The sequence below is a fragment of the Enterobacter cloacae complex sp. P43RS genome (assembly GCF_014930585.1).
GTDB lineage: Bacteria > Pseudomonadota > Gammaproteobacteria > Enterobacterales > Enterobacteriaceae > Enterobacter > Enterobacter bugandensis.
In genome coordinates this window covers 91783-114810 of sequence record NZ_JADBRJ010000001.1, presented here as the reverse complement: position 1 = coordinate 114810, position 23028 = coordinate 91783, and the positions used below count along the sequence as shown (strand labels likewise).

The 23028-nt window shown below is 53.4% G+C and carries 24 protein-coding genes; 8 read left to right on the top strand and 16 right to left on the bottom strand.

Going from position 1 to position 23028, the window contains the following annotated elements:
• Positions 1–179 precede the first annotated feature (179 nt).
• A complete protein-coding gene (gene pykF / locus IM294_RS00565; RefSeq protein WP_126817469.1) occupies positions 180–1592 on the top strand; it encodes a pyruvate kinase PykF in 1413 nt (470 codons plus the stop codon).
• Between the two features lie 309 nt (positions 1593–1901).
• The gene (gene lpp / locus IM294_RS00560) at positions 1902–2138 is read left to right on the top strand and encodes a murein lipoprotein Lpp (RefSeq protein WP_001082307.1); all 237 of its coding nucleotides are present in this window, start codon (positions 1902–1904) and stop codon (positions 2136–2138) included.
• 60 nt (positions 2139–2198) lie between these two features.
• Here lpp and IM294_RS00555 read toward each other — a convergent pair whose 3' ends face one another.
• The 9 genes from IM294_RS00555 to IM294_RS00515 all read right to left on the bottom strand — a co-directional run bounded on the left by IM294_RS00555 (position 2199) and on the right by IM294_RS00515 (position 11277).
• Positions 2199–3212 carry a L,D-transpeptidase family protein gene (locus IM294_RS00555; RefSeq protein WP_028012870.1) on the bottom strand — a complete coding sequence of 338 codons (1014 nt, stop codon included), beginning with the start codon at positions 3210–3212 and terminating at the stop codon, positions 2199–2201.
• A gap of 97 nt (positions 3213–3309) precedes the next feature.
• Positions 3310–3726 carry a cysteine desulfuration protein SufE gene (gene sufE / locus IM294_RS00550; protein WP_028012869.1) on the bottom strand — a complete coding sequence of 139 codons (417 nt, stop codon included), beginning with the start codon at positions 3724–3726 and terminating at the stop codon, positions 3310–3312.
• A 13-nt stretch (positions 3727–3739) separates the two neighbouring features.
• Complete coding sequence (gene sufS / locus IM294_RS00545) at positions 3740–4960, bottom strand: cysteine desulfurase SufS (protein WP_126817471.1); 1221 nt, start codon at positions 4958–4960, stop codon at positions 3740–3742.
• A complete protein-coding gene (gene sufD, locus IM294_RS00540) occupies positions 4957–6228 on the bottom strand; it encodes a Fe-S cluster assembly protein SufD (RefSeq protein WP_041910382.1) in 1272 nt (423 codons plus the stop codon). The genes sufS and sufD overlap by 4 nt, the downstream gene beginning before the upstream one ends.
• Positions 6203–6949 (bottom strand): Fe-S cluster assembly ATPase SufC, encoded by a 747-nt coding sequence (sufC, locus tag IM294_RS00535; protein WP_041910384.1) that lies wholly within the window; start codon positions 6947–6949, stop codon positions 6203–6205. The genes sufD and sufC overlap by 26 nt, the downstream gene beginning before the upstream one ends.
• A 9-nt stretch (positions 6950–6958) precedes the next feature.
• Positions 6959–8449, bottom strand: a complete 1491-nt coding sequence (gene sufB, locus IM294_RS00530) for a Fe-S cluster assembly protein SufB (RefSeq protein ID WP_028012865.1) — start codon at positions 8447–8449, stop codon at positions 6959–6961.
• Between the two features lie 8 nt (positions 8450–8457).
• Complete coding sequence (gene sufA, locus IM294_RS00525; protein ID WP_041910386.1) at positions 8458–8826, bottom strand: Fe-S cluster assembly scaffold SufA; 369 nt, start codon at positions 8824–8826, stop codon at positions 8458–8460.
• A 313-nt stretch (positions 8827–9139) separates the two neighbouring features.
• Positions 9140–9868 (bottom strand): MerR family transcriptional regulator, encoded by a 729-nt coding sequence (locus tag IM294_RS00520; protein ID WP_048956258.1) that lies wholly within the window; start codon positions 9866–9868, stop codon positions 9140–9142.
• A gap of 188 nt (positions 9869–10056) precedes the next feature.
• Positions 10057–11277: a diguanylate phosphodiesterase gene (locus IM294_RS00515; protein ID WP_047368385.1), complete on the bottom strand. Its 1221-nt coding sequence runs from the start codon at positions 11275–11277 to the stop codon at positions 10057–10059.
• A 340-nt stretch (positions 11278–11617) separates the two neighbouring features.
• On the opposite strand from IM294_RS00515, the gene ycgZ reads away from it, so the two are divergent.
• The 4 genes from ycgZ to fdhF all read left to right on the top strand — a co-directional run bounded on the left by ycgZ (position 11618) and on the right by fdhF (position 14825).
• On the top strand, positions 11618–11857 hold the full coding sequence (gene ycgZ, locus IM294_RS00510) for a regulatory protein YcgZ (RefSeq protein ID WP_028012861.1): 240 nt from the start codon (positions 11618–11620) through the stop codon (positions 11855–11857).
• A 4-nt stretch (positions 11858–11861) separates the two neighbouring features.
• Positions 11862–12182 (top strand): hypothetical protein, encoded by a 321-nt coding sequence (locus IM294_RS00505; RefSeq protein ID WP_047368384.1) that lies wholly within the window; start codon positions 11862–11864, stop codon positions 12180–12182.
• A gap of 29 nt (positions 12183–12211) precedes the next feature.
• Positions 12212–12490, top strand: a complete 279-nt coding sequence (locus IM294_RS00500) for a biofilm development regulator YmgB/AriR family protein (protein ID WP_063942594.1) — start codon at positions 12212–12214, stop codon at positions 12488–12490.
• Positions 12491–12674: 184 nt separating this feature from the next.
• A complete protein-coding gene (fdhF, locus tag IM294_RS00495) occupies positions 12675–14825 on the top strand; it encodes a formate dehydrogenase subunit alpha (RefSeq protein WP_126817473.1) in 2151 nt (716 codons plus the stop codon).
• Between the two features lie 63 nt (positions 14826–14888).
• Here the strand turns inward: fdhF and IM294_RS00490 are convergent, their stop codons facing one another.
• From IM294_RS00490 to IM294_RS00465, 6 genes are all read right to left on the bottom strand, one after another.
• Positions 14889–15527, bottom strand: coding sequence for a LuxR C-terminal-related transcriptional regulator (locus IM294_RS00490; protein ID WP_088205596.1), 639 nt, complete (start codon positions 15525–15527; stop codon positions 14889–14891).
• 51 nt (positions 15528–15578) lie between these two features.
• Positions 15579–16094: a fimbrial protein gene (locus IM294_RS00485; protein WP_126817475.1), complete on the bottom strand. Its 516-nt coding sequence runs from the start codon at positions 16092–16094 to the stop codon at positions 15579–15581.
• A gap of 7 nt (positions 16095–16101) precedes the next feature.
• Positions 16102–17049 (bottom strand): fimbrial protein, encoded by a 948-nt coding sequence (locus tag IM294_RS00480; protein WP_126817477.1) that lies wholly within the window; start codon positions 17047–17049, stop codon positions 16102–16104.
• A 10-nt stretch (positions 17050–17059) separates the two neighbouring features.
• The gene (locus tag IM294_RS00475) at positions 17060–19588 is read right to left on the bottom strand and encodes a fimbria/pilus outer membrane usher protein (RefSeq protein WP_126817783.1); all 2529 of its coding nucleotides are present in this window, start codon (positions 19586–19588) and stop codon (positions 17060–17062) included.
• Positions 19589–19634: 46 nt separating this feature from the next.
• The gene (locus IM294_RS00470; RefSeq protein ID WP_126817479.1) at positions 19635–20312 is read right to left on the bottom strand and encodes a molecular chaperone; all 678 of its coding nucleotides are present in this window, start codon (positions 20310–20312) and stop codon (positions 19635–19637) included.
• Between the two features lie 79 nt (positions 20313–20391).
• Complete coding sequence (locus IM294_RS00465; protein WP_041912021.1) at positions 20392–20922, bottom strand: fimbrial protein; 531 nt, start codon at positions 20920–20922, stop codon at positions 20392–20394.
• A 418-nt stretch (positions 20923–21340) separates the two neighbouring features.
• Here IM294_RS00465 and IM294_RS00460 point away from each other — a divergent pair, with 418 nt between their 5' ends.
• Together IM294_RS00460 and IM294_RS00455 are read left to right on the top strand one after the other, a co-directional pair.
• Positions 21341–22000: a winged helix-turn-helix transcriptional regulator gene (locus IM294_RS00460; protein ID WP_049138935.1), complete on the top strand. Its 660-nt coding sequence runs from the start codon at positions 21341–21343 to the stop codon at positions 21998–22000.
• Between the two features lie 69 nt (positions 22001–22069).
• On the top strand, positions 22070–22699 hold the full coding sequence (locus IM294_RS00455; protein ID WP_045630155.1) for a helix-turn-helix domain-containing protein: 630 nt from the start codon (positions 22070–22072) through the stop codon (positions 22697–22699).
• A gap of 50 nt (positions 22700–22749) precedes the next feature.
• Here IM294_RS00455 and IM294_RS00450 read toward each other — a convergent pair whose 3' ends face one another.
• The gene (locus tag IM294_RS00450) at positions 22750–22944 is read right to left on the bottom strand and encodes a YdiH family protein (protein WP_003857766.1); all 195 of its coding nucleotides are present in this window, start codon (positions 22942–22944) and stop codon (positions 22750–22752) included.
• Positions 22945–23028 lie beyond the last annotated feature (84 nt).

Sequence of the window (23028 nt, the reverse complement as noted above, 5' to 3'; positions counted from 1 at the left end):
AACTTCTCCTCTCCTTCGTTGGGCTGTCACTCAGGCACACTTTCTTCTGCACGCTCATTTGATGTCTCCTATCCTTAGTGCGTGTCATATACTCTTTTGCAACACAGGTTTGACTCCGCGGCGGTGCGCCCCCGGAGCGAGATTTCCATATCCTTCCCAACTTAAAGACTAAGACTGTCATGAAAAAGACGAAAATTGTTTGTACTATCGGCCCGAAAACCGAATCCGAAGAGATGCTGAGCAAAATGCTGGACGCCGGCATGAACGTGATGCGTCTGAACTTTTCCCACGGTGACTACGCAGAACACGGTCAGCGTATCCAGAACTTGCGCAACGTGATGAGCAAGACCGGTAAAAAAGCGGCGATCCTGCTCGATACCAAAGGCCCGGAAATCCGTACCATCAAACTGGAAGGCGGTAACGACGTCTCTCTGAAAGCGGGCCAGACCTTCACCTTCACTACCGACAAATCCGTTGTTGGTAACAGCGAAATCGTTGCGGTCACCTATGAAGGCTTCACCAGCGATCTGTCCGTGGGTAACACCGTGCTGGTCGACGATGGTCTGATCGGTATGGAAGTCACCGCTATCGAAGGCAACAAAGTTATCTGTAAAGTGCTGAACAACGGCGACCTGGGCGAAAACAAAGGCGTTAACCTGCCGGGTGTTTCTATCGCGCTGCCAGCACTGGCGGGGAAAGACAAACAGGACCTGATCTTCGGCTGCGAACAAGGCGTTGATTTCGTTGCGGCGTCCTTCATCCGTAAGCGTTCCGACGTGGTTGAAATTCGTGAGCACCTGAAAGCCCACGGCGGCGAGAAGATCCAGATCATCTCCAAAATCGAAAACCAGGAAGGCCTGAACAACTTCGACGAAATCCTCGAAGCGTCTGACGGCATCATGGTTGCTCGTGGCGACCTGGGCGTTGAAATCCCGGTTGAAGAAGTGATCTTCGCGCAGAAGATGATGATCGAGAAATGTGTTCGCGCGCGTAAAGTGGTTATCACCGCCACGCAGATGCTGGACTCCATGATCAAAAACCCACGCCCTACCCGCGCTGAAGCAGGCGACGTGGCGAACGCCATCCTCGACGGTACCGATGCAGTAATGCTGTCCGGTGAATCCGCGAAAGGGAAATACCCTCTGGAAGCGGTCGGCATCATGGCGACCATCTGCGAACGTACTGACCGCGTAATGACCAGCCGTCTGGACTTCAACAACGACAGCCGCAAGCTGCGCATCACTGAAGCAGTATGCCGCGGTGCGGTAGAAACCGCTGAGAAACTGGAAGCGCCACTGATTGTTGTTGCGACCCAGGGCGGTAAATCTGCGCGCGCAGTGCGTAAATACTTCCCGGATGCCACCATCCTGGCCCTGACCACCAACGAAACCACCGCACGTCAGCTGGTGCTGAGCAAAGGCGTGGTTGCGCACCTGGTCAAAGAGATCGCCTCTACTGACGATTTCTACATTCAGGGTAAAGCAATGGCTCTGGAAAGCGGTCTGGCGCAGAAGGGCGACGTGGTTGTAATGGTTTCTGGTGCTCTGGTACCAAGCGGAACAACCAATACTGCCTCCGTTCACGTGCTGTAATAATTCACGAACGAATTAAATTTGATAAAAAGCGCCCAATGGGCGCTTTTTTTATTCCCGGCATTAGCCAAATTGATTCAAAAAGCAAATCGGGTTTTTCTATTTAAATGCGATTTATCTAAGATGAATCCGATGAAAAATGCCTTTTTTTACATAGCTTTTTACTCAAAACGCACTGATTCGATGCTTCTTTGAGCGAACGATCAAAAATAGGCGTATTCCCATCAAAAAAATATTCTCAACCCAAAAAAGTTTGTGTAATACTTGTAACGCTACATGGAGATTAACTCAATCTAGAGGGTATTAATAATGAATCGTACTAAACTGGTACTGGGCGCGGTAATCCTGGGTTCTACTCTGCTGGCTGGTTGCTCCAGCAACGCTAAAATCGATCAGCTGTCTTCTGACGTTCAGACTCTGAACGCTAAAGTTGACCAGCTGAGCAACGACGTGAACGCAATGCGTTCCGACGTTCAGGCTGCTAAAGACGACGCAGCTCGCGCTAACCAGCGTCTGGACAACCAGGCTACTAAATACCGTAAGTAATAGTACCTGTTAATAAAATGGCGCACATTGTGCGCCATTTTTTTTGCCTGCGTCAAACTGCTACTGCGTTACCTTTTCCCCTTCCTCTTCTGCTACCGCAGCAGACACCCGGCTGTTCTGCACTGACAACACGCTATTGCTGGCCGACGGGCCGCTACCCGCGGATACGACAACCGGGATCCCGGCACGGCGCGCCAGGGCTTTATCAATTAACGCCTTATCGCTTCCGGCCTGAGAAACAAAGGTGGCAAAGTCTGCCGAGTGGGTAATGGGCGAAATCTGCGGGTTCTCGCCCTCCACCTGCGCCAGCGGACGGTGGACCTCAATATAGCGCTTACCGTCCGGCTCAACCGAGAATTTCACCGGCTCGTTGATGATCTGTACCCGCGTGCCGACCCGCACCTGTTCAAACAGGGCTTTAATATCCGGGGCGTTCATTCGCATGCAGCCGGAACTGACGCGCAGACCTACGCTGTCCGGCGCGCTGGTGCCGTGAATAAGATATTCCCCATTACCAATTCCCAGACGCAGCGCATAGCGCCCCAGCGGGTTATTTGGCCCCGCCGGGACGACGGGAGGCAATTTAATTCCCTGGGCCAGGGAACGCGCTCTGATGCCCGCCGTTGGCGTCCAGGTTGGATTAGGGATTTTTTGGCTGACGCGGGTGGTGCTCACCGGCGTTTCCAGCCCCAGCTGTCCGATGCCGAGCGGGAAGACCTGGACAATATTTTCTCCCGGTGGGAAGTAGTAGAGCCGAAGCTCGGCCAGGTTAACCACAATGCCTTCGCGCGGGGTATCCGGCAGCAACATCTGCGACGGGATCGTGATAACGGTACCCGGCGCCGGGTTTACTGGCGCAATGGTATTGTTCGTTTCAAGGATCACCTGCGCCGCCGTATTAAACCGACGGGCGATGGTCTGAAGCTTATTATCCCCTTCCTGTATCGTGTAGGTTTGATTTTGCCCAATCAGACGGCTGCCTGCGGGCGGCAACGGATAGTCCATCGCGCGGGCCGAATTAAACGTACCGAGCGAACTGAGGAGTAATAGAGTTATTAGAGACGCGCGCTTCATGCTGAGATTCCTTATTCACTGGCAGGATGCCAGAAAGCTGAAAAACCAGCGAGGCGGGAACCACCTCGCGAAACAGAATGAATGCTGTTCTGTAAGTCTAGCTAAGGATTGCAGCTTTGGCGCGAATGGCGCGAATCATCGCTTCCAGCCCCTGGGAGCGGGACGGGGTGAGGTGTTGGGTCAGGGCCATTTTTTCAAACCACGGGCGGACATCGAACGCGACGATATCCTGCGCCGACATCCGGTGGTAAAGAATAAAGACGACCGCAATCAGCCCTTTTACAATGGCCGCATCGCTGTCGCCGTGCAGGGCGATAGTGCCGTCGTCAGACTGCTCCATCACAATCCACACCTGGCTCTGGCAGCCCTGAATAATGTTTTCCGGGTTATGCGCCTCTTCACCGAGCGGCGGCAGACGCTGCCCCAGCTCGATGATATAAAGGTACTTCTCTTCCCAGTTTGCACAGCGCCCAAAGTTGCGCAGCAATTTGTCTCTGTCCGGCAGTTCTGCCATCTTTTGCCTCTTCTTAGCCCAGCAGCTGGTGAATGCGCTTAAGCCCCGCCACCAGCCTGTCGACCTCTTCCATTGTGTTATACATCACCAGCGATGCGCGGCACATTGCCGGCACTTGATAAAAGGCCATCAGTGGCATGGCGCAGTGGTGCCCGGTACGGACGGCCACGCCGTAGTTATCAAGGAAGCTGCCCACGTCATAGGCGTGGTGTTTCCCCAGGTTAAAGGCAATTACGCCCTGTCGGTCAGCCGGGCCATACAGGGTAAGGTCAGGCACGCTGGCAAGCTCCTGCAGCGCGTAGTGCATCAGCAGCTGTTCGTACTCCTGAATGGCGTCGAGGCCGATTGCGGAGACGTAAGACACCGCCGCCCCCAGGCCGATAATCCCGCCGGTGTTGGGGGTGCCCGCCTCGAAGCGCCAGGGCGCACGGGCGTAGGTCGTCCCTTCCGTCAGGCTGACGGTGGCGATCATCGATCCGCCCCCTTCCCACGGCGGCATCGCCTGCAGGATGTCCTCTTTCACATACAGCACGCCAATCCCGGTCGGGCCATAGAGCTTATGCCCGGAGAATACGTAGAAATCGCAGTCCAGCGCCTGCACGTCCACCGCGTGGTGCATCACCGCCTGCGCGCCGTCAATCAGCACCTTCGCGCCGGCCTGATGGGCTTTTGCGATAATCTCTGTCACCGGGTTTTCGGTGCCCAGCACGTTAGAGACCTGGGTGACCGCCACCAGCCGCGTTTTATCGTCCAGCAGGGCGTCAAGCTGCTCCAGCTGCAGCGTGCCATCGTCGTTCAACGGAACGACCCGCAGCTGCGCGCCGACACGCTCGCAGAGCATCTGCCACGGCACAATATTGGCATGGTGCTCCATCTGGGTGATGATGATGTTATCCCCCGCGCGCACCTGGGCGTTGCCCCAGCTGTTGGCGACGAGGTTAATCCCCTCGGTTGTGCCGCGCACAAATACCAGCTCTTCCGGCTGGCGTGCATTGAGGAAGGCTGCAATTTGCGTGCGCACGTTTTCCATGCGCTGGGTCGCCTCGGCGCTCAGGGTATGAATACCGCGATGCACGGCGGCGTAGCCGTGGCGATAGAACTCGGCTTCCGCATCCACCACCTGATTCGGCTTCTGCGCGCTGGCCGCGCTGTCGAGATAGGCCAGCGGCAGGCCGTTCACTTCACGGGTCAGAACCGGGAAATCGGCCCGCACTTTCTCTACGGGAAAACTCATGCTTCGCCTCCGGGCAGACGCTGACCAATGCGGGCCAGCACCTGCTGCTTCAATACGCCATCGTGCAGCGCTTCCGTAAGCTCCGCCGCAAAGGCGTAGATGATCATTTTCTGCGCCGCCTGCTGGTCGATGCCGCGCGAGCGCAGGTAGAACATCTGCTCGTCGTCGATCCGACCGACCGTCGCGCCGTGGCTGCATTTTACGTCGTCGGCGTAGATCTCCAGCTGCGGCTTGGTGTCCACTTCCGCCAGGCGCCCCAGCAGCAGATTGTTGTTGGTCATCTGCCCGTCGGTTTTGATGGCGTGCTGGGCCACGTTAATCAGGCCGTTAAACACCGCCCGCCCTTTATCGCTGACGATGGTTTTGTGCAGCTGGCGGCTGTTGCAGTAGCCTTTGTTGTGCTCAAGCCAGGTGCGCGTGTCGCACACTTCTGCCTTCACCGGCATCGCCAGGCTGTTGATGCGCAACGTAGTGTTTTCACCGTTAAGCTGCGTGCTGGTGTTGTGGCGCAGCACCGCGCCGCCGAGCAGGAAGCTGTGGCTGTACGCCGCGGCATCCTGGCCCAGCAGAAGATCGTTATGGGCAAAATGGTGGCTCTGCGGATTCTCAAACGCCAGCTTAATGTGGTGAAGCTGCGCATTGGCGGCAACGTTCATCGTCAGCCGGGACCCGGTAAAATGGCGGGTCTCGTTGAGGCTGACGTAATGTTCGATTACCGTGGCCTCCGCCCCCTCCGCCAGCTCAAGGTGATGGCGATAGTGCGCGGTGTTGATCTCATCGCCCTCCACGCCCTGTGTGATGTGCATCAGCAGCAGCGGTTTTGCCGGACGCTGGTTACGCTTGACCTGAATATGCGTCACGCTGCGGGCCAGGCTCTCGGTCAGGTGGAGGAAGACTTCCGGCTGAACCGGGGCGCTCAGGCTCTGGCGGTCGTCGTTAATGACGATATCGAACCCGCTATCCCGGGCGTCGTCGCTCAGTTCAGGGCGCCAGACGCCGTCGACAAAGACCAGACGCACCGCATCCACCGTCAGCGCCAGAGCGTCGCGCCGGGCCGGGTCAATCTCCGCCAGACGCGTCACAAACTCGCCGTTCAGCAGGCCGTCGAGTGGGGTGTATTTCCAGTTCTCATGCTTCCGCGTCGGCAGGCCGAGGCGCAGCATCTGCTGCAGGTGCTGCTGCGCCTGCTCGGAGCGCGTATTACCCTGCTCCTCAAACAGCCGGTGCCACTGCTGGAGCGCATTACTGCTGTTCGGTAAGCCAGCCATAACCCTGCTCCTCCAGTTGTTTAACCAGCGTAAAATCACCGGATTTCACAATACGTCCCTGGTAAAGCACGTGGACGTAGTCCGGCTTGATGTAGTCCAGAATGCGCTGGTAGTGGGTGACAATAATGAACGAGCGCTTGCCGTCGCGCAGGGAATTCACCCCGTCGGCGACAATCTTCAGGGCGTCGATATCCAGACCGGAGTCGGTCTCATCCAGAATGCACAGCTCGGGCTCCAGCACCGCCATCTGCAGGATATCGTTACGCTTTTTCTCGCCGCCGGAAAAGCCGACGTTGACCGAGCGGGTCAGCAGGTCTTCTGGCATTTTCAGCAGTTTGATCTTCTCTTCCATGAGATCCTGGAAGTCGAAGCGATCCAGCGCCTCCTGGCCGCGATACTTGCGCACCGCATTCAGCGCCGTCTGGAGGAAAAACTGGTTGCTGACGCCCGGAATTTCCACCGGGTACTGGAAGGCCATAAAAATGCCCTCGCCCGCGCGGTCTTCCGGCGACATCTCCAGCAGATCTTTGCCGTTAAATTCGACCGAGCCGCCTGTCACTTCGTAATCTTCGCGTCCCGCCAGCGTCGCTGAAAGCGTACTTTTCCCGGAGCCGTTTGGCCCCATGATGGCGTGAACTTCACCCGGCTTGACGTCAAAATTGAGACCGCGCAGGATCGCTTTCTCTTCCACGCTGACCTGTAAATCTTTAATGCTTAACATGTGCTTTCCTTAACCGACGCTGTGTTCAAGACTAATGGCGAGGAGTTTTTGTGCTTCAACGGCGAATTCCAGCGGCAGTTCAGAGAACACGTCCTTACAGAAGCCGTTCACAATCATCGAAATGGCATCTTCTTCGCTGATGCCGCGCTGCAGGCAGTAGAAGAGCTGATCTTCCCCAATGCGCGACGTGGTCGCCTCGTGCTCCAGTTGAGCCGTGTTGTTGCGACACTCCACGTACGGGAAGGTATGCGCCCCGCAATCGGCACCGATCAGCATTGAATCACACTGGGTGAAGTTACGCGCGTTGGTGGCCGTCGGCATGATTTTCACCAGCCCGCGATAGCTGTTCTGGCTATGCCCGGCAGAGATCCCCTTCGAGATAATCGTCGATTTGGTATTTTTCCCAATGTGGATCATCTTGGTGCCGGTATCGGCCTGCTGATGCCCGCTGGTCAGCGCCACCGAGTAAAACTCACCGATGGAGTTATCCCCGCGCAGAATACAGCTCGGGTATTTCCAGGTAATAGCGGAGCCGGTTTCCGACTGCGTCCAGGACATTTTGCTGTTTTCGCCTTCGCACAGCGCGCGCTTGGTGACGAAGTTCAGGATACCGCCGGTATTGCCGTCGCCGGGGAACCAGTTCTGCACCGTGGAGTATTTCACCTCGGCGTCTTTGTGAATGATGACCTCTACCACCGCCGCGTGCAGCTGGTAGCTGTCGCGTACCGGGGCGGAGCACCCTTCGATATAGCTGACGTAGCTGCCTTCGTCCGCTACCAGAATGGTGCGTTCAAACTGTCCGGTTTTTTCGGCGTTGATGCGGAAATAGGTGGAGAGCTCCATCGGGCAGCGTACGCCTTTCGGCACGTAGATAAAGGTGCCGTCAGAGGCTACCGCGGCATTCAGCGCGGCGAAGAAGTTATCGTTGCTCGGTACCACGGTGCCGATGTACTTTTTCACCAGATCGGGATGGTCATGAATGGCTTCGCCAAAGGAGCAGAAAATGATCCCCTGCTCGGCCAGCTTTTCACGGTAGGTGGTCGCCACCGAGACGGAGTCGAAAATGGCGTCTACCGCCACCTCTCTCCCCTCGCGCACGGGCACGCCCAGCTGGTTAAACGCCTCTTCAACCTCTTTGCTCAGGAAGCTGTTCTCGGCACCGGTCTGCTGGACCGCGCCGGGCTGCGAGGCGCAGGTATCGTCACAGCTGCCGCAGGAGGGCGCGGAGTAGTAGCTGTAATCCTGATAGTTCAGCTTGTCGTAGTGGGCTTTCAGCCAGTGCGGCTCTTCCATCTCCAGCCAGGCGCGGAACGCGCTCAGGCGAAATTCGAGCATCCACTCGGGCTCGTTACGTTTGGCCGAAATGGCGCGCACCACATCTTCATTAATGCCTTTCGCCAGCTCGTCGGTCTGCAGCTGCGTGAAAAAACCCTCTTTATAGTTGAGGTGTCCGCCGCTCCAGGTGTTTACATCACTCGTTGCTTCAGTATTACGAGACATAGTACCGCCTATACCCCAAAGCTTTCGCCGCAGCCGCATTCGTTCTGGGCTTTCGGGTTATGAAATTTGAATAACTGGTTTAAACCTTCCCGCACGTAATCCACTTCGGTTCCATCGATAAACGGCATAGCCTGCAGCGCGACGTACAGCTTTGCGCCGTCGGTTTCAAACACCAGGTCATCTTTTTCCGGTGCGGTGACGGTATCCAGCACGTAGCCAAAGCCCGCGCAGCCGGTCTGCTTAACGCCTAAGCGCACGCCGAGAATGTCGGGATTTTTTGCCACCAGCTCGTGGATATGCGCCGCCGCCGCAGGCGTGAGCGTTAATCCTCGCCAGGCAAAATCGGCAGGATTGAAGGTTTCTGAATGCAGTTCCATAGGTCCACCTCATCTGATTAGCCATCAGGGCATAACACCATGTTAGTGATAACGATTATCACTTCAACCCTCTGTCAGCAGGGGCATTCGGCTAAACCGCCCTTTTTGTCTACTTTTATTAAGCATAGACCCTGTCAGAAGATGCGGGCGGGATGGATTTAATTGTTCAATACTTTGAAAATTAATGGATTATCTGTTGGAGAAAACAGCAAAGAGAGGAAAAGTAAAATATGTATCGGAAATGCCTATTTTTGAGATAGCTTTTGTTCTGGAAGTGTCTAAAACAATAAAAGGCCCTCAAGGCCTCTGATTATTATTGGTGAAATGAAACGCTAAAACCCTGCTCACGCCAGTGATCCAGCTGTTCCTGCTGACGCGGTGTTAGCGTTTTTCCCGTCCAGACGAAGATTTTTTGCCCCGGGAAAAGTTCAGGACGCGGAGAATCAATCGGGTCCGCCAGCACGTCAATGTGCCAGCCTTGCTGCGCCAGCCGCGCGGCTTCAAGCCAAAGATGGGTACGGTCATCGCATTCCCAGCCGATAAGCAACGCATCTTTACCCGCTTTCTTGCGCGACTCCGCCAGGCTTAGAACCGCGAATTCAATCAGGACGCCGTCAAGCATGCTCGCCATGTGGCGTACAGTATTTTGATCCTGATTCATTCGCTGGCGGACGGGGGAAATGATGTTATCAATCAGCGCATCCATGGCGTGATCCCGGCGGAACTCACCGATTTTGGCGCGCAGCTTTGCCGGGCTGGCATAACGCAGAACGGTCATCATCTCTTCCTGGAACGAGACCCAGTTACCCTGAGTCAGGACTTCTTTATTTTCCAGCAAGGCTTTTACTTTTCCGACCGAAACGCCGCTTTTCATCAGGCGTTTGATCTCTTCAATACGCAGGATATCTTCATCGTCAAACTGACGATGACCCCCTTCGCTGCGCTGCGGCTTCAACAATCCATAACGTCGCTGCCAGGCACGCAGCGTAACGGGGTTGATACCGCATCGTTCGGCTACTTCGCCGATACTGTAATAGGCCATTAACTCCCTCACGCTCAGAACTTCCATACCTAACTACACCAACCTTATCAGATTGTACAAACCATTTGTATAACTAAGACCGCATTTTGCACAGGTGAAAGGGGTCGTTCTCCCTTCACCTGTTAATACATTGTTGTCTAAAGTTTGCTTCTCGTACAGCTAAGTCTGCCGAATTTTGTACAGCTTTATCAAAAATCAAATTTTTTCTCCGGCCATGCAATCGCCGGAATTCCGCCGTGGCGGGGGCTTGCAAACAGATGGCCCTGGAACTGGGAAATGCCCGCAGATTCCAGCCACATCCACTCTTCTGCCTTCTCCACGCCGACCGCGCAGAACTGAATTTCCAGCGAGGAACAGCATTTGATAATCGCCTGAATGATGGCCTGCCGAGGGCCACTTTTATGCACGTTCGCGACGAGATCGCGATTAATCTTAATTCTGTCGGGCTGGAATTGGGCCAGTAGCTGTAGTCCCGCAAAGCCGGCACCAAAGTGATCGATCGTCACGCTGATGCCTGCACTTTTTAGCTGTCTGACTGAATCCGTGAACTCGTCAAAACGGGAAATGGCTTCACTTTCGGTAAACTCCACCACAATTTGCTCAGGAACAAAACCGTTTGCTCCAATCGCGGTGAGCAGGAAATCAACGGCGTTAGGAATGTTAACCAGCGTCATAGGCAGCAGGTTGAGGGATAACGTCTGGTTCTGCAACCCGAGTGCGCTGGCCATTGAGAGTGCCACCTGCTTGCTGTGCAAATCAGAGGTATACACGTCGTCACGCGGCAGATTGGCGAAGTAGATCCCCGGAGCGCCGCCGTCAGGCGTGCGGAGAAGCGCCTCCCAGGAGACAACCTGCTGCATAAACGGATCGACTATCGGCTGGAAAGCAAAGCTGCAATCCGCTCCTTTCGCGACTACCTCGGGTTGCGCTGACAAGCGTGTTTCTTCGCGAACGAACTCCCAGGAATCCGCAGGCGGCAGTTCAAAATAGTTCGCTTTTTCCGTGGCCTCGACAAAGGTACGGAAAAACTGCAGCGGACGGTCATTGTAAGTCAGCTGATAGCGTGTTGTTCCCTTGTTCAGCACCTGTTGCAGCACCTCGTTCCTGTCGAACTGGCGCAAATCAAAAAGCTCCATCCCCACCTTGCCAAAACGCCGGACGGGGCCGTGATCGCGCATCAGCTCGACTACGTTATGGTGTCGCGGGTCGTTGCAGATCTCCTCATAAATAGCAGAAACATGCTCCACTGGCCCCTCAAGCAACTGAAAAAAATGTGTGCCGTTAAACAGCAAGATCCCCGTGACGTTGGCTTGCCGGTTTTTATTATTTGCAGCAGCGACCATAGCTTCCAGTGCTTTCACTGGAACGTCCTCGCAGATATGACTGCGGTAAATGATGGTTGTAAGCATGCGATTCCTGGGGGTTAAGGGTATTGACCACAAAAACATGTGGAGAGACTTCTCTTATAGCACATTAATTGCCTCACAAATAATTTACATCTCAATCATTTACGCCCGTTAATGGCACTCTCACAAGTGTTGTACAACTTAACAGCGCCCGTGCGTTTTGTACAATATATTCTGTAGCATTACCGTTTCATGAACAACAAACAACTAATTGAAAAATAGAGTATTTATAAAATATATCCTGATTTTATTAAAAATCTGTACATTTTTAATGTACAGATTTAGAAAAAGTGTATACCTTAAATGTAACGTTACTGATTACAAAATTTTACAGGAGCGAAACATGCAGCAGAAAGGTTACGTCGCAGATTCCGCAGCAGCGATCGCACAGTACTTCGAAAAAGCCACGCTTCCCACCCAACAGGAAACGCTGGGTCAGGTCGTTGTTGAGATCCTTAGCGACGGGCGAAATCTCAATCGCAAATCGCTCTGTACCAAACTGTTAAGTCGCCTTGAAAGGGCCGAGGGCCCCGAAGAGGAACAGCATTACCATATGCTGCTTGGCTTGCTCTTCGAACGATAACGTGATGAACAGCAGTGACGCAGACAAACTGACCGATCAGCTGATTGGCGAAGCCGTTCTTTCTCTTTTGAGAGAGCGTGGCCCCGTTACAACTGAAGCTCTGGTTCAGCGTCTGCGGCAGATGAAAACACATGAAAAGAATCCCCGGCGGCGGGAGACACTGGCGAAGGCGATTGCCGATATCGGATCAAAAAGCCTCGGATTAAAACGTCGCAGAACCGCGCAAGGACGAATGAGCAGAGAGGGACCTCTCAATGATAACAGAGGCAATGTAGTGTCGTTGTTTGGAAAGGGAAAACCGTCCGATCCCAAAAAAATACATTGACTGCAATTTAACAGCTACGGTGAGAACAAATGAGACAAAATATTCAGCTTCAACCCGAATTCCACTCTGCTTTTTTAGACAGTGCGCTGGCGGAATATTTCCGTCACGCAGGCGATCGTTTTGCTGAAGAGTCCGCTATTTTTTCTACTGCAGTACGCTGTGTTCTGGCCTCTGAAGGTCATATTTCCAATAAAGCGATCATCCTGTGGCTCATTCAGACGCTGGAAGCGACCAGAGACGTTGTGCAGGCGGATGTTATTCGTAAGACGCTTGAAATCGTTGTGGGCTACACCATGGATGACGTTTAAACGCCCTGCCATTCAGCGATCGTGTCATCGTCAGAATTGTCGAACAGGCTGACGATGACACCCCCCTCTCTTCATAACCCCCTGTAAAGAAACGTTATAAAGTTGGCATGGTTTCTGCTTACTCCCTGTTACGGGACTGGGCTTACCAGTCATTTTGCTTCATTTCTTAACAGGTCTGTTATTGATGAAAAAAATCGCCAGCGTCTGCCCTTACTGTGGTGCAGGCTGCAAACTAAACCTTGTCGTTGAGAATAACCGTATCATCCGTGCCGAAGCGGCAGAGGGGACCACAAACCAGGGCACGCTATGCCTGAAAGGATTTTACGGATGGGATTTCCTTAACGATACCCGCCTGCTCACCCCACGCCTGACCCAGCCGATGATCCGCTACCGCAAGGGAGAGACATTCACTCCCGTGACCTGGGAAGAGGCTATCCGCTACACCGCCCGGAAGCTCAGCAGCATTAAAGCCCAGTTCGGCCCGCGTTCGATTATGACCACCGGGTCGTCGCGCGGTACCGGGAATGAAACCAACTACGTGATGCAAAAATTTGCCCGCGCGGTGCTGCACACCAACAACGTCGACTGCTGCGCGCGCGTTTGTCACGGTCCTTCCGTCGCCGGACTTCAGGAGACCCTCGGCAACGGTGCAATGAGCAACTCTATCAACGATATTGAACACTCCAAATGCCTGCTTGTATTTGGCTATAACTGCGCAGACTCCCACCCTATCGTCGCCCGGCGCGTGCTAAAAGCCCGTGAAAACGGCGCGAAAATCATCGTCTGCGACCCGCGCCGCATCGAAACGGCGCGCATTGCCGATCAGCATCTGCAATTGAAGAACGGTAGCAACATGGCGCTGGTGAACGCCTTTGGCTATGTGCTTCTGGAAGAAGATCTGTACGACAAGAACTACGTCGCGCGGTTTACCGAAGGACTTGAGGCCTATCGGCAGACGGTGAAAGAGTATGCCCCAGAGCGCGTAGAACACCTCACCGGCATCCCCGCCCGCGACGTTCGTCAGGCAATGCGCACCTTCGCGGCGGCCCCTTCCGCCACCGTAATGTGGGGAATGGGCGTGACCCAGTTTGGCCAGGCCGTCGATGTCGTCAAAGGGCTTTCCAGCCTGGCACTGCTGACCGGCAACCTCGGCCACCCTGCCGTCGGTGTTGGTCCCGTGCGCGGGCAAAACAATGTTCAGGGCGCCTGCGATATGGGCGTTCTGCCGAATATGTTCCCCGGCTATCAGGATGTGACCGATCCGGCTGTCCGGCAGAAGTTCGCCGATGCCTGGGGGATCGACGTGAATAACATGGACGATCGCGTTGGAACGCGCATTACCGAGGTGCCGCACCTTGCGCTGGAAGGCAAGGTCAAAGCCTATTACATCATGGGGGAAGATCCGCTGCAGACGGAAGCCGATCTCGGCCTGGTCCGCAGCGGTTTCGAGGCGCTTGACTTCGTGGTGGTTCAGGACATCTTTATGACCAAAACGGCGGAAGTGGCGGACGTTCTGCTCCCTGCCACCTCATGGGGCGAACACGGCGGCGTCTTTACCTGCGCCGACCGGGGTTTCCAGCGTTTTGGCCAGGCTATTGAGGCCAAAGGCAACGTGAAGCGCGACTGGGAGATCATCAGCCTGCTCGCCACTGAGATGGGCTATCCGATGCATTACGACGATAACCAGCAGATCTGGGATGAAATGCGCGAGCTGTGCCCTCTCTTCTACGGCGTGACGTATGAAAAAATGGGCGAGATGGGCCACGTACAGTGGCCGTGCCCGACGCTCGATCACCCCGGCACGCCGTACCTCTACAAAGATAATCAGTTCGATACCCCGAGCGGTAAAGGGCAGCTCTTTGCCGCACCGTGGCGCGCGCCGGCCGAGACGCCCGATGATGATTATCCGCTGGTACTCTGCACGGTACGCGAAGTTGGGCACTACTCCTGCCGCTCGATGACGGGTAACTGCGCCGCGCTGCAAAGCCTCGCCGATGAGCCGGGACGGGTGCAGGTGAATCCTGCCGATGCGGAGAGACTAGGTATTAGCGACGGTCAACTGGTCTGGGTACGTTCGCGCCGGGGTAAAGTGATCACCCGCGCCAGCATTAGCGAGCGCATCAACGCCGGGGCGGTCTATATGACCTATCAATGGTGGATCGGGGCCTGCAATGAGCTGACGCAGGATAATCTCGACCCCGTATCAAAAACGCCGGAGACAAAATATTGTGCGGTGCAGCTGGAGGTGATTGAGGATCAGCACTGGGCGGAGGAATTTGCTGCGTCGTCTTACCAGACGATGAAAACGCGATTGATCAATGCCGTGAACGTCTGATGCTCCTGCCGGGTGGTGTCAGCACCACCCGGCAACAGCGCCACGCTTTAGCGTTATTGCTGGTTATAAGCTGTTAATCAGATAGTCACGCAGCCGGTTCGGACAGGCATTTTTCTCTACCATCCGGTGAATCAAGGCCATAAGTTCAAAATCGCTGCGCAGGTCGAATTTCTGCATCAGCAGATATTTATGCGTAAAAATGGTTTTATCACTGGTGTTTAGTTTATTCGCAATCTGCCCTACCGATAACCCGCGGTAAAAATTGACCATAACGCGAATCTGCTGCGGCGATAATATTTTGTGCTGGCATTCGTAGCAGCTTTTATTCTTCCAGCGATATCCCGGTAATTGCGTGCGATACCATGCGATAAAGAGCGCCTCACCGATCCGATCGAGCGAGGCCCGGCGAGAGATAAAAATCATATCCTGAAAACAGGAGGGAAATGCCGAGAAACGCTGCTCATCATCAACCAGGCCGATCACAATCCCTTTTTTCCGCGCCTGTAGCTCGGGATAACAGGTCAACGTTTCCCCCTGGCATAAAGAGAGAAAAATGATATCCGCAACGCTGACATTTTCCGGCGTAAGTTCAACCTCAAAATGAAGCTGGTGTCTGAAATTATGAAAGAAGAACTCCCCCAGAAAACGCTTTAGGCCATCTCGAAAAAATGAATCTGTCTCTTTTATCAGAATATTCAACATTACCGTTACCGACATCTGTCAATCATTAAGGAATATCAACTCATGTACTGATTAGTTGTACTGCATAGTCATGACGACGACGGCACTGATGCTCCCCGGCGTTGCGCCGCCCGTGGAAGATCTGACCGATGCCAGCATGGCCATCGTTGCGGTTCTGTCTGCTGCAATAGTTTGTGTAATACTTGTTCCGGTTCCCTTCATTGCACCCGTTGCGGCCTCACTCATCGCAATCGCGACGTTCGTGGCCGAACCGCTGTTCATGTAGTAATCCGCCCCGGCGACCGGATCGGGGTTTCCGGTAAAGGAGACCGTCACGCTGCGCGTCCCTGTCGGACACTGGGTAAACAGCAGGTTAAACGGCACAGGATCGGACGATGACCCCGGCGTAGCCATATTGGATGCCTGAATATTGCCAAGGTTGATATTCAGACTGTTATTTCCCCCATTAAAGATACAGGGAGAGGCCACAATATTTCCGGTAACGCTGACGTTAACGCTGTCCGTCGCAAAGGTATTGCAGCTTATTAATATGGCGGCAAGCGCTGCCGTGCGCAGAATATTCATCATTTATCCTTTACTGATACGTCAAATTTAAGGTTGCAGACGCATTGGCAGTACCGGGTTCAACCGTCGTTTGGGTCTGGTAATAACGCGCTGTTAATGGAAATGCCTGCTGCCCACCCGCGGCGGCATTTAACGGCAAACGGGTATTTAACGAGAGAGACGTACCGTTATAGAGGAGCTGAACGCCAACCCCTTTCGCCGTGCCGGTATTACCCTGCCCCGTCAGCGCGAGTACGCTCGTTGTTGCTACGTCCGGGTTCTGAATGCCGCTGAGCGAAACGTTGACGTTTGCCCCCGGGTCGCAGTTCAGACCCAGGTTTTGCGTATTCTGAGCGCCCGTCGGCGTGGTGCCGACCGTTGAGCCAAACGTCGCGGCAGAAATATCGCCGATGGGAAACGTCAGCTGCGGCGTCGTTATGCTGCAGGCCAGCACGTTGATGGTCCCGTCCAGAAGCGTCGTCGTAAGGCCATCGCGATACACACCATCGCTCCCCTGCAGCATAACGACACCCAGTACGCCGGGCGTCAGCGAGCCAGAGGCAACGGGTCCGGTAACGACAAGTTCTATTTTACCGCCCCACCATTCGACATAACTTGTCTGCGCGTTATAAGAAAAGGTATAGGTCGGGTTTTCAAAATAATTACCTGATGAAAAGCGCACGCCAATACCGCTTACATTGGTGTTATAAACGTGATTACCGTAAGTACTCGGCGTTGCATTAAGGTACCGCATGCTAAACCCGAGCATTAACGGATTAGTACAGCCGCTTAAATAAGACCCGGTGACCGACGCATTTTTTGAAAATAATACCGTGCCAACCGCGACATCACGCTGCACCGTAATTGTGCCGATGGACAAAGTGGATTCCTGTGGCGTAATCGTTGTGCAGGTTCCTGCATGAGCACTATTCCAGGCAGCGGTGATACACAGCAGGAACAGGATGTTAAGTATGCGCATTTTAAAAACCCTAAATACAAGTGACGTTAATTTCAGTAATTCCGCCTGCCGGAGATTGCGGCGAAAGCCGGAACGGCGCGCGGCACTGCCGATCGCTTTCCACTCCCCACGTAACGAATACTGTCCCCTGCGAATCCAGGCCAGTGAGATAGACTTGCCCTTTGTCGCCAACAATAAAGCTGCTGTTGTCGCTGCCTTTCAGGCTCACGATTGCGCCAAAAGGAACAAAATGGCCGTTATGCATTAACGTGAATAATGCCCGCCTTCCCACTTTCGCCTTATAGTCGGCCAGGACAATTGCACCGCGCGTCGGCGTTACCGTGCGGGTATTAATATCCAGCTCAACGTCATCCGGCATACTTTCCGGGGCAAGCGTGATGTCATTTTTACGGTACGCGGAAAGGTTACTGACCACCGTATATCCCCGGAAATCTGTTTTTGCCCCCGGCTGATTACGAATATCTACGTCATGCGCGCCCGGTGCGCTAATCAGAACATTGGTCTCCCCCAGAGGCTGAGAAAGCGTAATCCCCTCTCTGTGAGCAAGAATGCCCCCCTGCAAACCATAGTTAAGACGCTCGCTGTTTTTGTCGTAGCTATAGCCCGCCGTCACTTCGCCGTACGTGCCCCTGTAATCCCCGTTCATGTTGCCCGTATAGCCAACGCCGTCCGACCCATACCCTTGCTGCACGTTCCAGTTCAGCCCATGGTTTTCCAGCGCCACGCCGTTCAGACCAATGTTCTGCGTGGTGCCGTTATTCTTGCTGGCGCTCACGCTATAATTAGCCCAGGTCTGCGGCAGGAATTTTTCAAGCGGAATGCTGACGTTAAAGGCCAGCAGCTGATCGTTGTCGTAGCGTTTATTGCCGTCATATGAACCCGCGCTGCCGTTTTTACTGTAAGTCCAGGTGAGTCCGTAGCTAATGTTGTGCCAGTAGTTGTTGTAACCCAGGCTGTAAGACGCCATCCTTTTGCCCGAATTCCAGTAATCTTCACGGACCGCGCTCAGCGTCAGCGAGCCAAGATTGCTGCCCAACGTCTGGCTCATCGTGAGCTCGGCACGGTTACGACGACGGTCCTGGAGCGCAGAGCTGTCTCCCCAGGAATCAAGGATCTCCTGCATGCCGTAGTAACCGCTGGTCGAATAGCGGTAGCCCGCAATCGAAAATTGGGTCCCTGTCCCGATAAAGTTCTTGCTGTAACGCGCACGCCAGGACTGCCCGTTGGATTTTTCTTCCCCCTGCGGGGTTGACCAGGCCTGGGTCATGTCCGCCGAAATCGCGCCGAAATCCCCCATGTTTTTCCCGATCCCGGTGGCGATCGACTGATATTTGCTCGACTCCTGCAGCCCGCCATAGAGCGTGAGGCCATATGGCAGACCATAAATCCCCGTGATTTGGCCAAACGGGGTCTTTTCCACGCTGCTGCTGTAAGAACGATACTGCCCTCCGGTCACCGCATACTTAAGGCGCCCTTCACGCTGCAAAACCGGTAATGAGGCATAAGGCAGGGTGAAATGCTGCTCGCTGCCGTCAGCTTCCTTAATGGTGACGTCCAGATCGCCTGCCCCGCCGGTGGGATACATATCGGTAATTTCAAAGGCGCCGGGCGCGACATAGGTCTGGTAAATCTGATAGCCATTCTGGCGAACAATGACCTGAGCATTCGTACGCGCAATCCCACGCACGACGGGCGCGTAGCCTTTGAGCGAATCCGGGAGCATGTCATCATCGGAAGCCAGCTCTCCGCCGCGAAACGGTATACTGTCGAACACGTCGGCGGGCGCGGAGCTATCGCCCAGCGTGAGCTCCGCCTTGAGCGGAATAATCGCCCGCTGTGCATAGGTGTAGACGGTATCCCATTTGTCCTGACCGTTCTCATCACGCGACCAGGTGGTGTAGTTGCGCAGTCGCCATGGCCCAACGTTGAGGCCTGGACGTAAGTTGGCGTACTGACTGCTGCTGTTTTTACTCTCGCTCTGTTTCGCCCAGCTGTTGGCTCCGCTCAGGCTGTAGTTGAGCATCGCAGCGGCGATCCCCTCGTCCCACTGTTCTGGCGGGACATACCCTCTCGCAGGCAGGTCGATCGCGGCCTGGGGAATGCTGATAACAAGCCGCTGTACACCAAACTGAAAATCCGTAGTGGCGTGAGGAATTGCCTGGAGGTTGACGCAGGAGGTGCTTTCAACCGCCAGGTTGGGGAACAGCGCCGTTTTAACGCCCCATTTTTTTAGCTGATCCATGCTCAGGCAGGGCTGCAGGCTATCGTTTTCCTGCCCATCTTTCCCGGCAACAAAATCAATATCGCTGGTCTCAATAAGCTGGTCGTCGAGGATGATGTCAACATGGTATTTCCCTGGTGCCTGCGAACCTGATTCAAATGCAGATAAATCGGCTTTAGCCATTCCCGGATTATCCAGTTCCACCAGTTCGGCGTTAAAGGAATCACGGGCGTTAACCACGGGGACTGCATTCGCCAGCGCGAAGGCAATACACATTGCCAGACGCGCGGGCTGCATTTTTATATTGATTGTTGCCATCATCATAAACCTGACTCGATATTGCGGATGCCACTTTTCTCAGGAACTAAAAGCTGGCCTGATGTATTATTCCCGGGCTGCCATAATCGTTAATCACTTTAAATACGATCTGATTGCCATTAACGCCTGGCGGTAAGCGAAATGCTGCCACTGCGCCAGGTGCAACCCAGGAAACATCCTCCAGCTTTTTACCGCCGACGCTTATTTCATTAAAGTTGATCACATACGGTGTAGGATTTGTGACCTGAAGGTTGTTTCCGCTCCGGGACCAGGTTAGTTTATTCGCCTGTTCTTCCGGTGTTGACGCCTTCAGGCTTGTCGGGCGATAAATAAGCTTAATACGTGTTTTAACGGCAATTTGTAACGAGTTTGCCTGTTTGCTCGCTGAAGGTATCGCTTTAATATTTAACCAGAAGAGGCTTTCTTTATCCTGCGGCAGTGAGCCGGAAAGTAAAATCCGTTCAATATTTTGCTGGCCGCCGTTCAGTCTGTACAAAGGTGGCGTGACGATAAAAGGTGCTTTATTAGCATTACCCTCTGGCATGTCGACCCAGGACTGGATTAAATAAGGGGCGGTATCCACATTGTTTACACTGATGGATGCCTCTTTTTTCCCGCCATCAAAAATTACGCGGGTACCACCAATAATAACCCCGGCATAAGCATGCGAAACAGATACAGTAATAACCGCCGCACTCAGCAGGGTTTTGCTAATAAAATTCATTTTGGACCTCGTAAAACAAGGGGGCAGTTTATGCCCCCGCGCAGCGCCTCGCGGAGCTGACTCTTGTTCTGCTTAATGACTAGTTGTAAACAACGGAGAAGTTAGCGACGGAGTTGGCAGGACCCGCCGTTACCGATGCCGCCGTTGAAATATACTGTGCATAGAAATTCAGCGTATTGTCTGCGGTGCTGCTCAGTACATAGTTGTAGCCGTTGCTGCCGTGCAATGGCAGATCGGCTTTATCAGCGGTCATCAAATTAATGGCAACACCCGTTGCCGCCCCGGCGACAGAGGTATCAATCGCCAGCAGATCGGCGTTGGTCAGGTCAGGCGTACCATCAAAACGAACTTTGGCACTGGTGACCGTAACCGGGCAGTTCTTCAGAATAATATCGAATTTCGTTGCCGCCGTTCTGGAACCCGTTGTCGGGAATTCTGTTTTATAATAATCGCCTAATACGACCACCTGGTTTTGAGAAGCAACCGCCACGTCGCAGGCTGAATCCAGGATGTTACCATTAAAATTAACGGTTCCTGCGGCGGCGAGAACATTGCCCATCATTAAGGCTGAACCCGTCGCAACCATCGCTAAAATAATACTCTTTTTCATAATGTTCATTTTCCTGTTCACGGGATAACTTTATTTATTATTGAAATTCAAGCAGCAGAAGACCGATAAAAGAATCGCTAAGGGTTCTTTTATTTTTCGCTGAATGGCTTAAGGTCTTCCTGACTGACTGGTCAAAATTTATATAATCATTTTAATGAGTACAACTTTTAGATGGTCTAGCTGTAGACTCTGATTTAACGAAAACTCAACATTTACGCCAGCAAAATCTTATCTTATATTGCAGAAGTCTATTATTAGACCTTGCAAGTTTTTTATTTATATTCAACCAGTTACCCCCATAAGGACTCCCGGTCTACTTTTAGACCTCACCAGAATATTCCCTGTGTTCTTCGTTTTTAAGATAATTCCCTCTGCAGATCAAAAATTGATCACACAAGAAGTCGATGTGAGGTATCTTATGAATACACGTTTAACCACCCCACTGAATAATTATCAATCCTCAGTTCTGGATTTAAAGCCGTTCGCCGATATAGACACCCTGATTAAACATGTGCTGCCAGCCGCCAGCAGAATGATCATCGGTCGGGGGGAGACGGTACATTATTATAAAGATAATGTCCGGCAGTGTTTTTTGTTAATCCAGGGCAGCGTGGCGCTTCATCGTCGCGGCGACGGTATTGTGTTAAATTCTGAATCTGCGCCTTTTATTCTGGGCGTCAGCAGCCAGTTTTCCTCTGAGCACCTGTACGTCAGGGCACTGGAGACTGCCGAGATCGCGCGCGTCTCGCTGGAGAGTTTCAATCAAATAGTGTCCCAGTACGATTTATGGGAGCACTTCTCAAAACTGCTTATTTATACCGCCTCGCGGGTATACGAACATTGTGCACAAATATCGCAAATGTCTGCTTACGATATCATCCGCTTCCAGCTTGTTGAGCTGATGCAAGAGCCGGACGCCATACGGCAAAATACAACGGCGGCAGCCTACATAAAAAGCCGGACGTATCTTTCACGTAGCGGAATTATGCGTATTCTGTCGGAACTGCGGACCGGCAAGTACATCACCATGGAGCGCGGCGTGCTGCTTGAAATTCACCATCTGCCACGCAAATATTGATTGCCACCGTGCCTGTCCCGGCGAGAAACGCTATAATTAGCCAGGTTATTTTTAAGGTTACCGGCTACCATGTCCCTTCCAGAAAAGTCTCACCGTGGCTCGCCCTACGCACAAGAGCTTATTTCTCACTTACTGCCTGATTGCACAACGCGACGCACCGCTCGCGGTGAGCGGCTCGATCTTCAGATCAACGGTCAGGGAATGTGCTATTTAATTCTTGAGGGGACGGTCGCTATCTACAGAAGAAGCGACGACATGATGCTCTCCACGGCCCGCAGCCCCGCCCTTTTCGGTCTCGCTAATCTGACAGATATCTATTTCAATGATTACCTGAAGACCGTTAGCCCGTGCCTGATAGGAACGCTCACCACCGAACGGGTGAATGAAATAATCAAGGAAAAGGCGCTATGGGGGCTGCTCTCGAAACAACTGATGTTTGTCTATAGCCGGCTTTATAACAACGTGATGCCGCAGGGCGCACCGACGGCATATGAGATGATTCGCCAGCAGCTGATAAAGCTGATGGAGGAAGATGAAAGTTATCGCAGCAGCGTAACGGCGGAAAGGTATATTCGGGAGAAAACCCAGCTCTCCCGCAGCGGCGTAATGCGCATTCTGGCGGATTTAAAAACCGGCGGATTTATCGAAATGGAAGAAGGCAGGCTTATTAAAATCAACAAGCTCCCCGCTAAATACTGAATGTCAGACACAAAAAAGGCCGCACTCGCGGCCTGTTCAACAACACTCACTCAATGGACGTGAACGCCCAACCGCCAGGCAAAGTAGATCTCTTCTTTCAGTTCATTCGAAGAGAGCGCCAGCAGATCCGTGAACTCCAGCTCAAGCTGTTTCAGCTTTTTCAGGTACTGCGCCGGAGACAGGTTGCTCTTATCGCGACGTAAATATTCAATTGCCAGCTGTGTTGGGGTTATTTCAGTATCCATGATGTCCTCGCTTATGTACAAATCCTGACCAGTATATCACAACATGCTGGCTAGTTTTTGACCAAAGGCAATTCATCTGAAAAC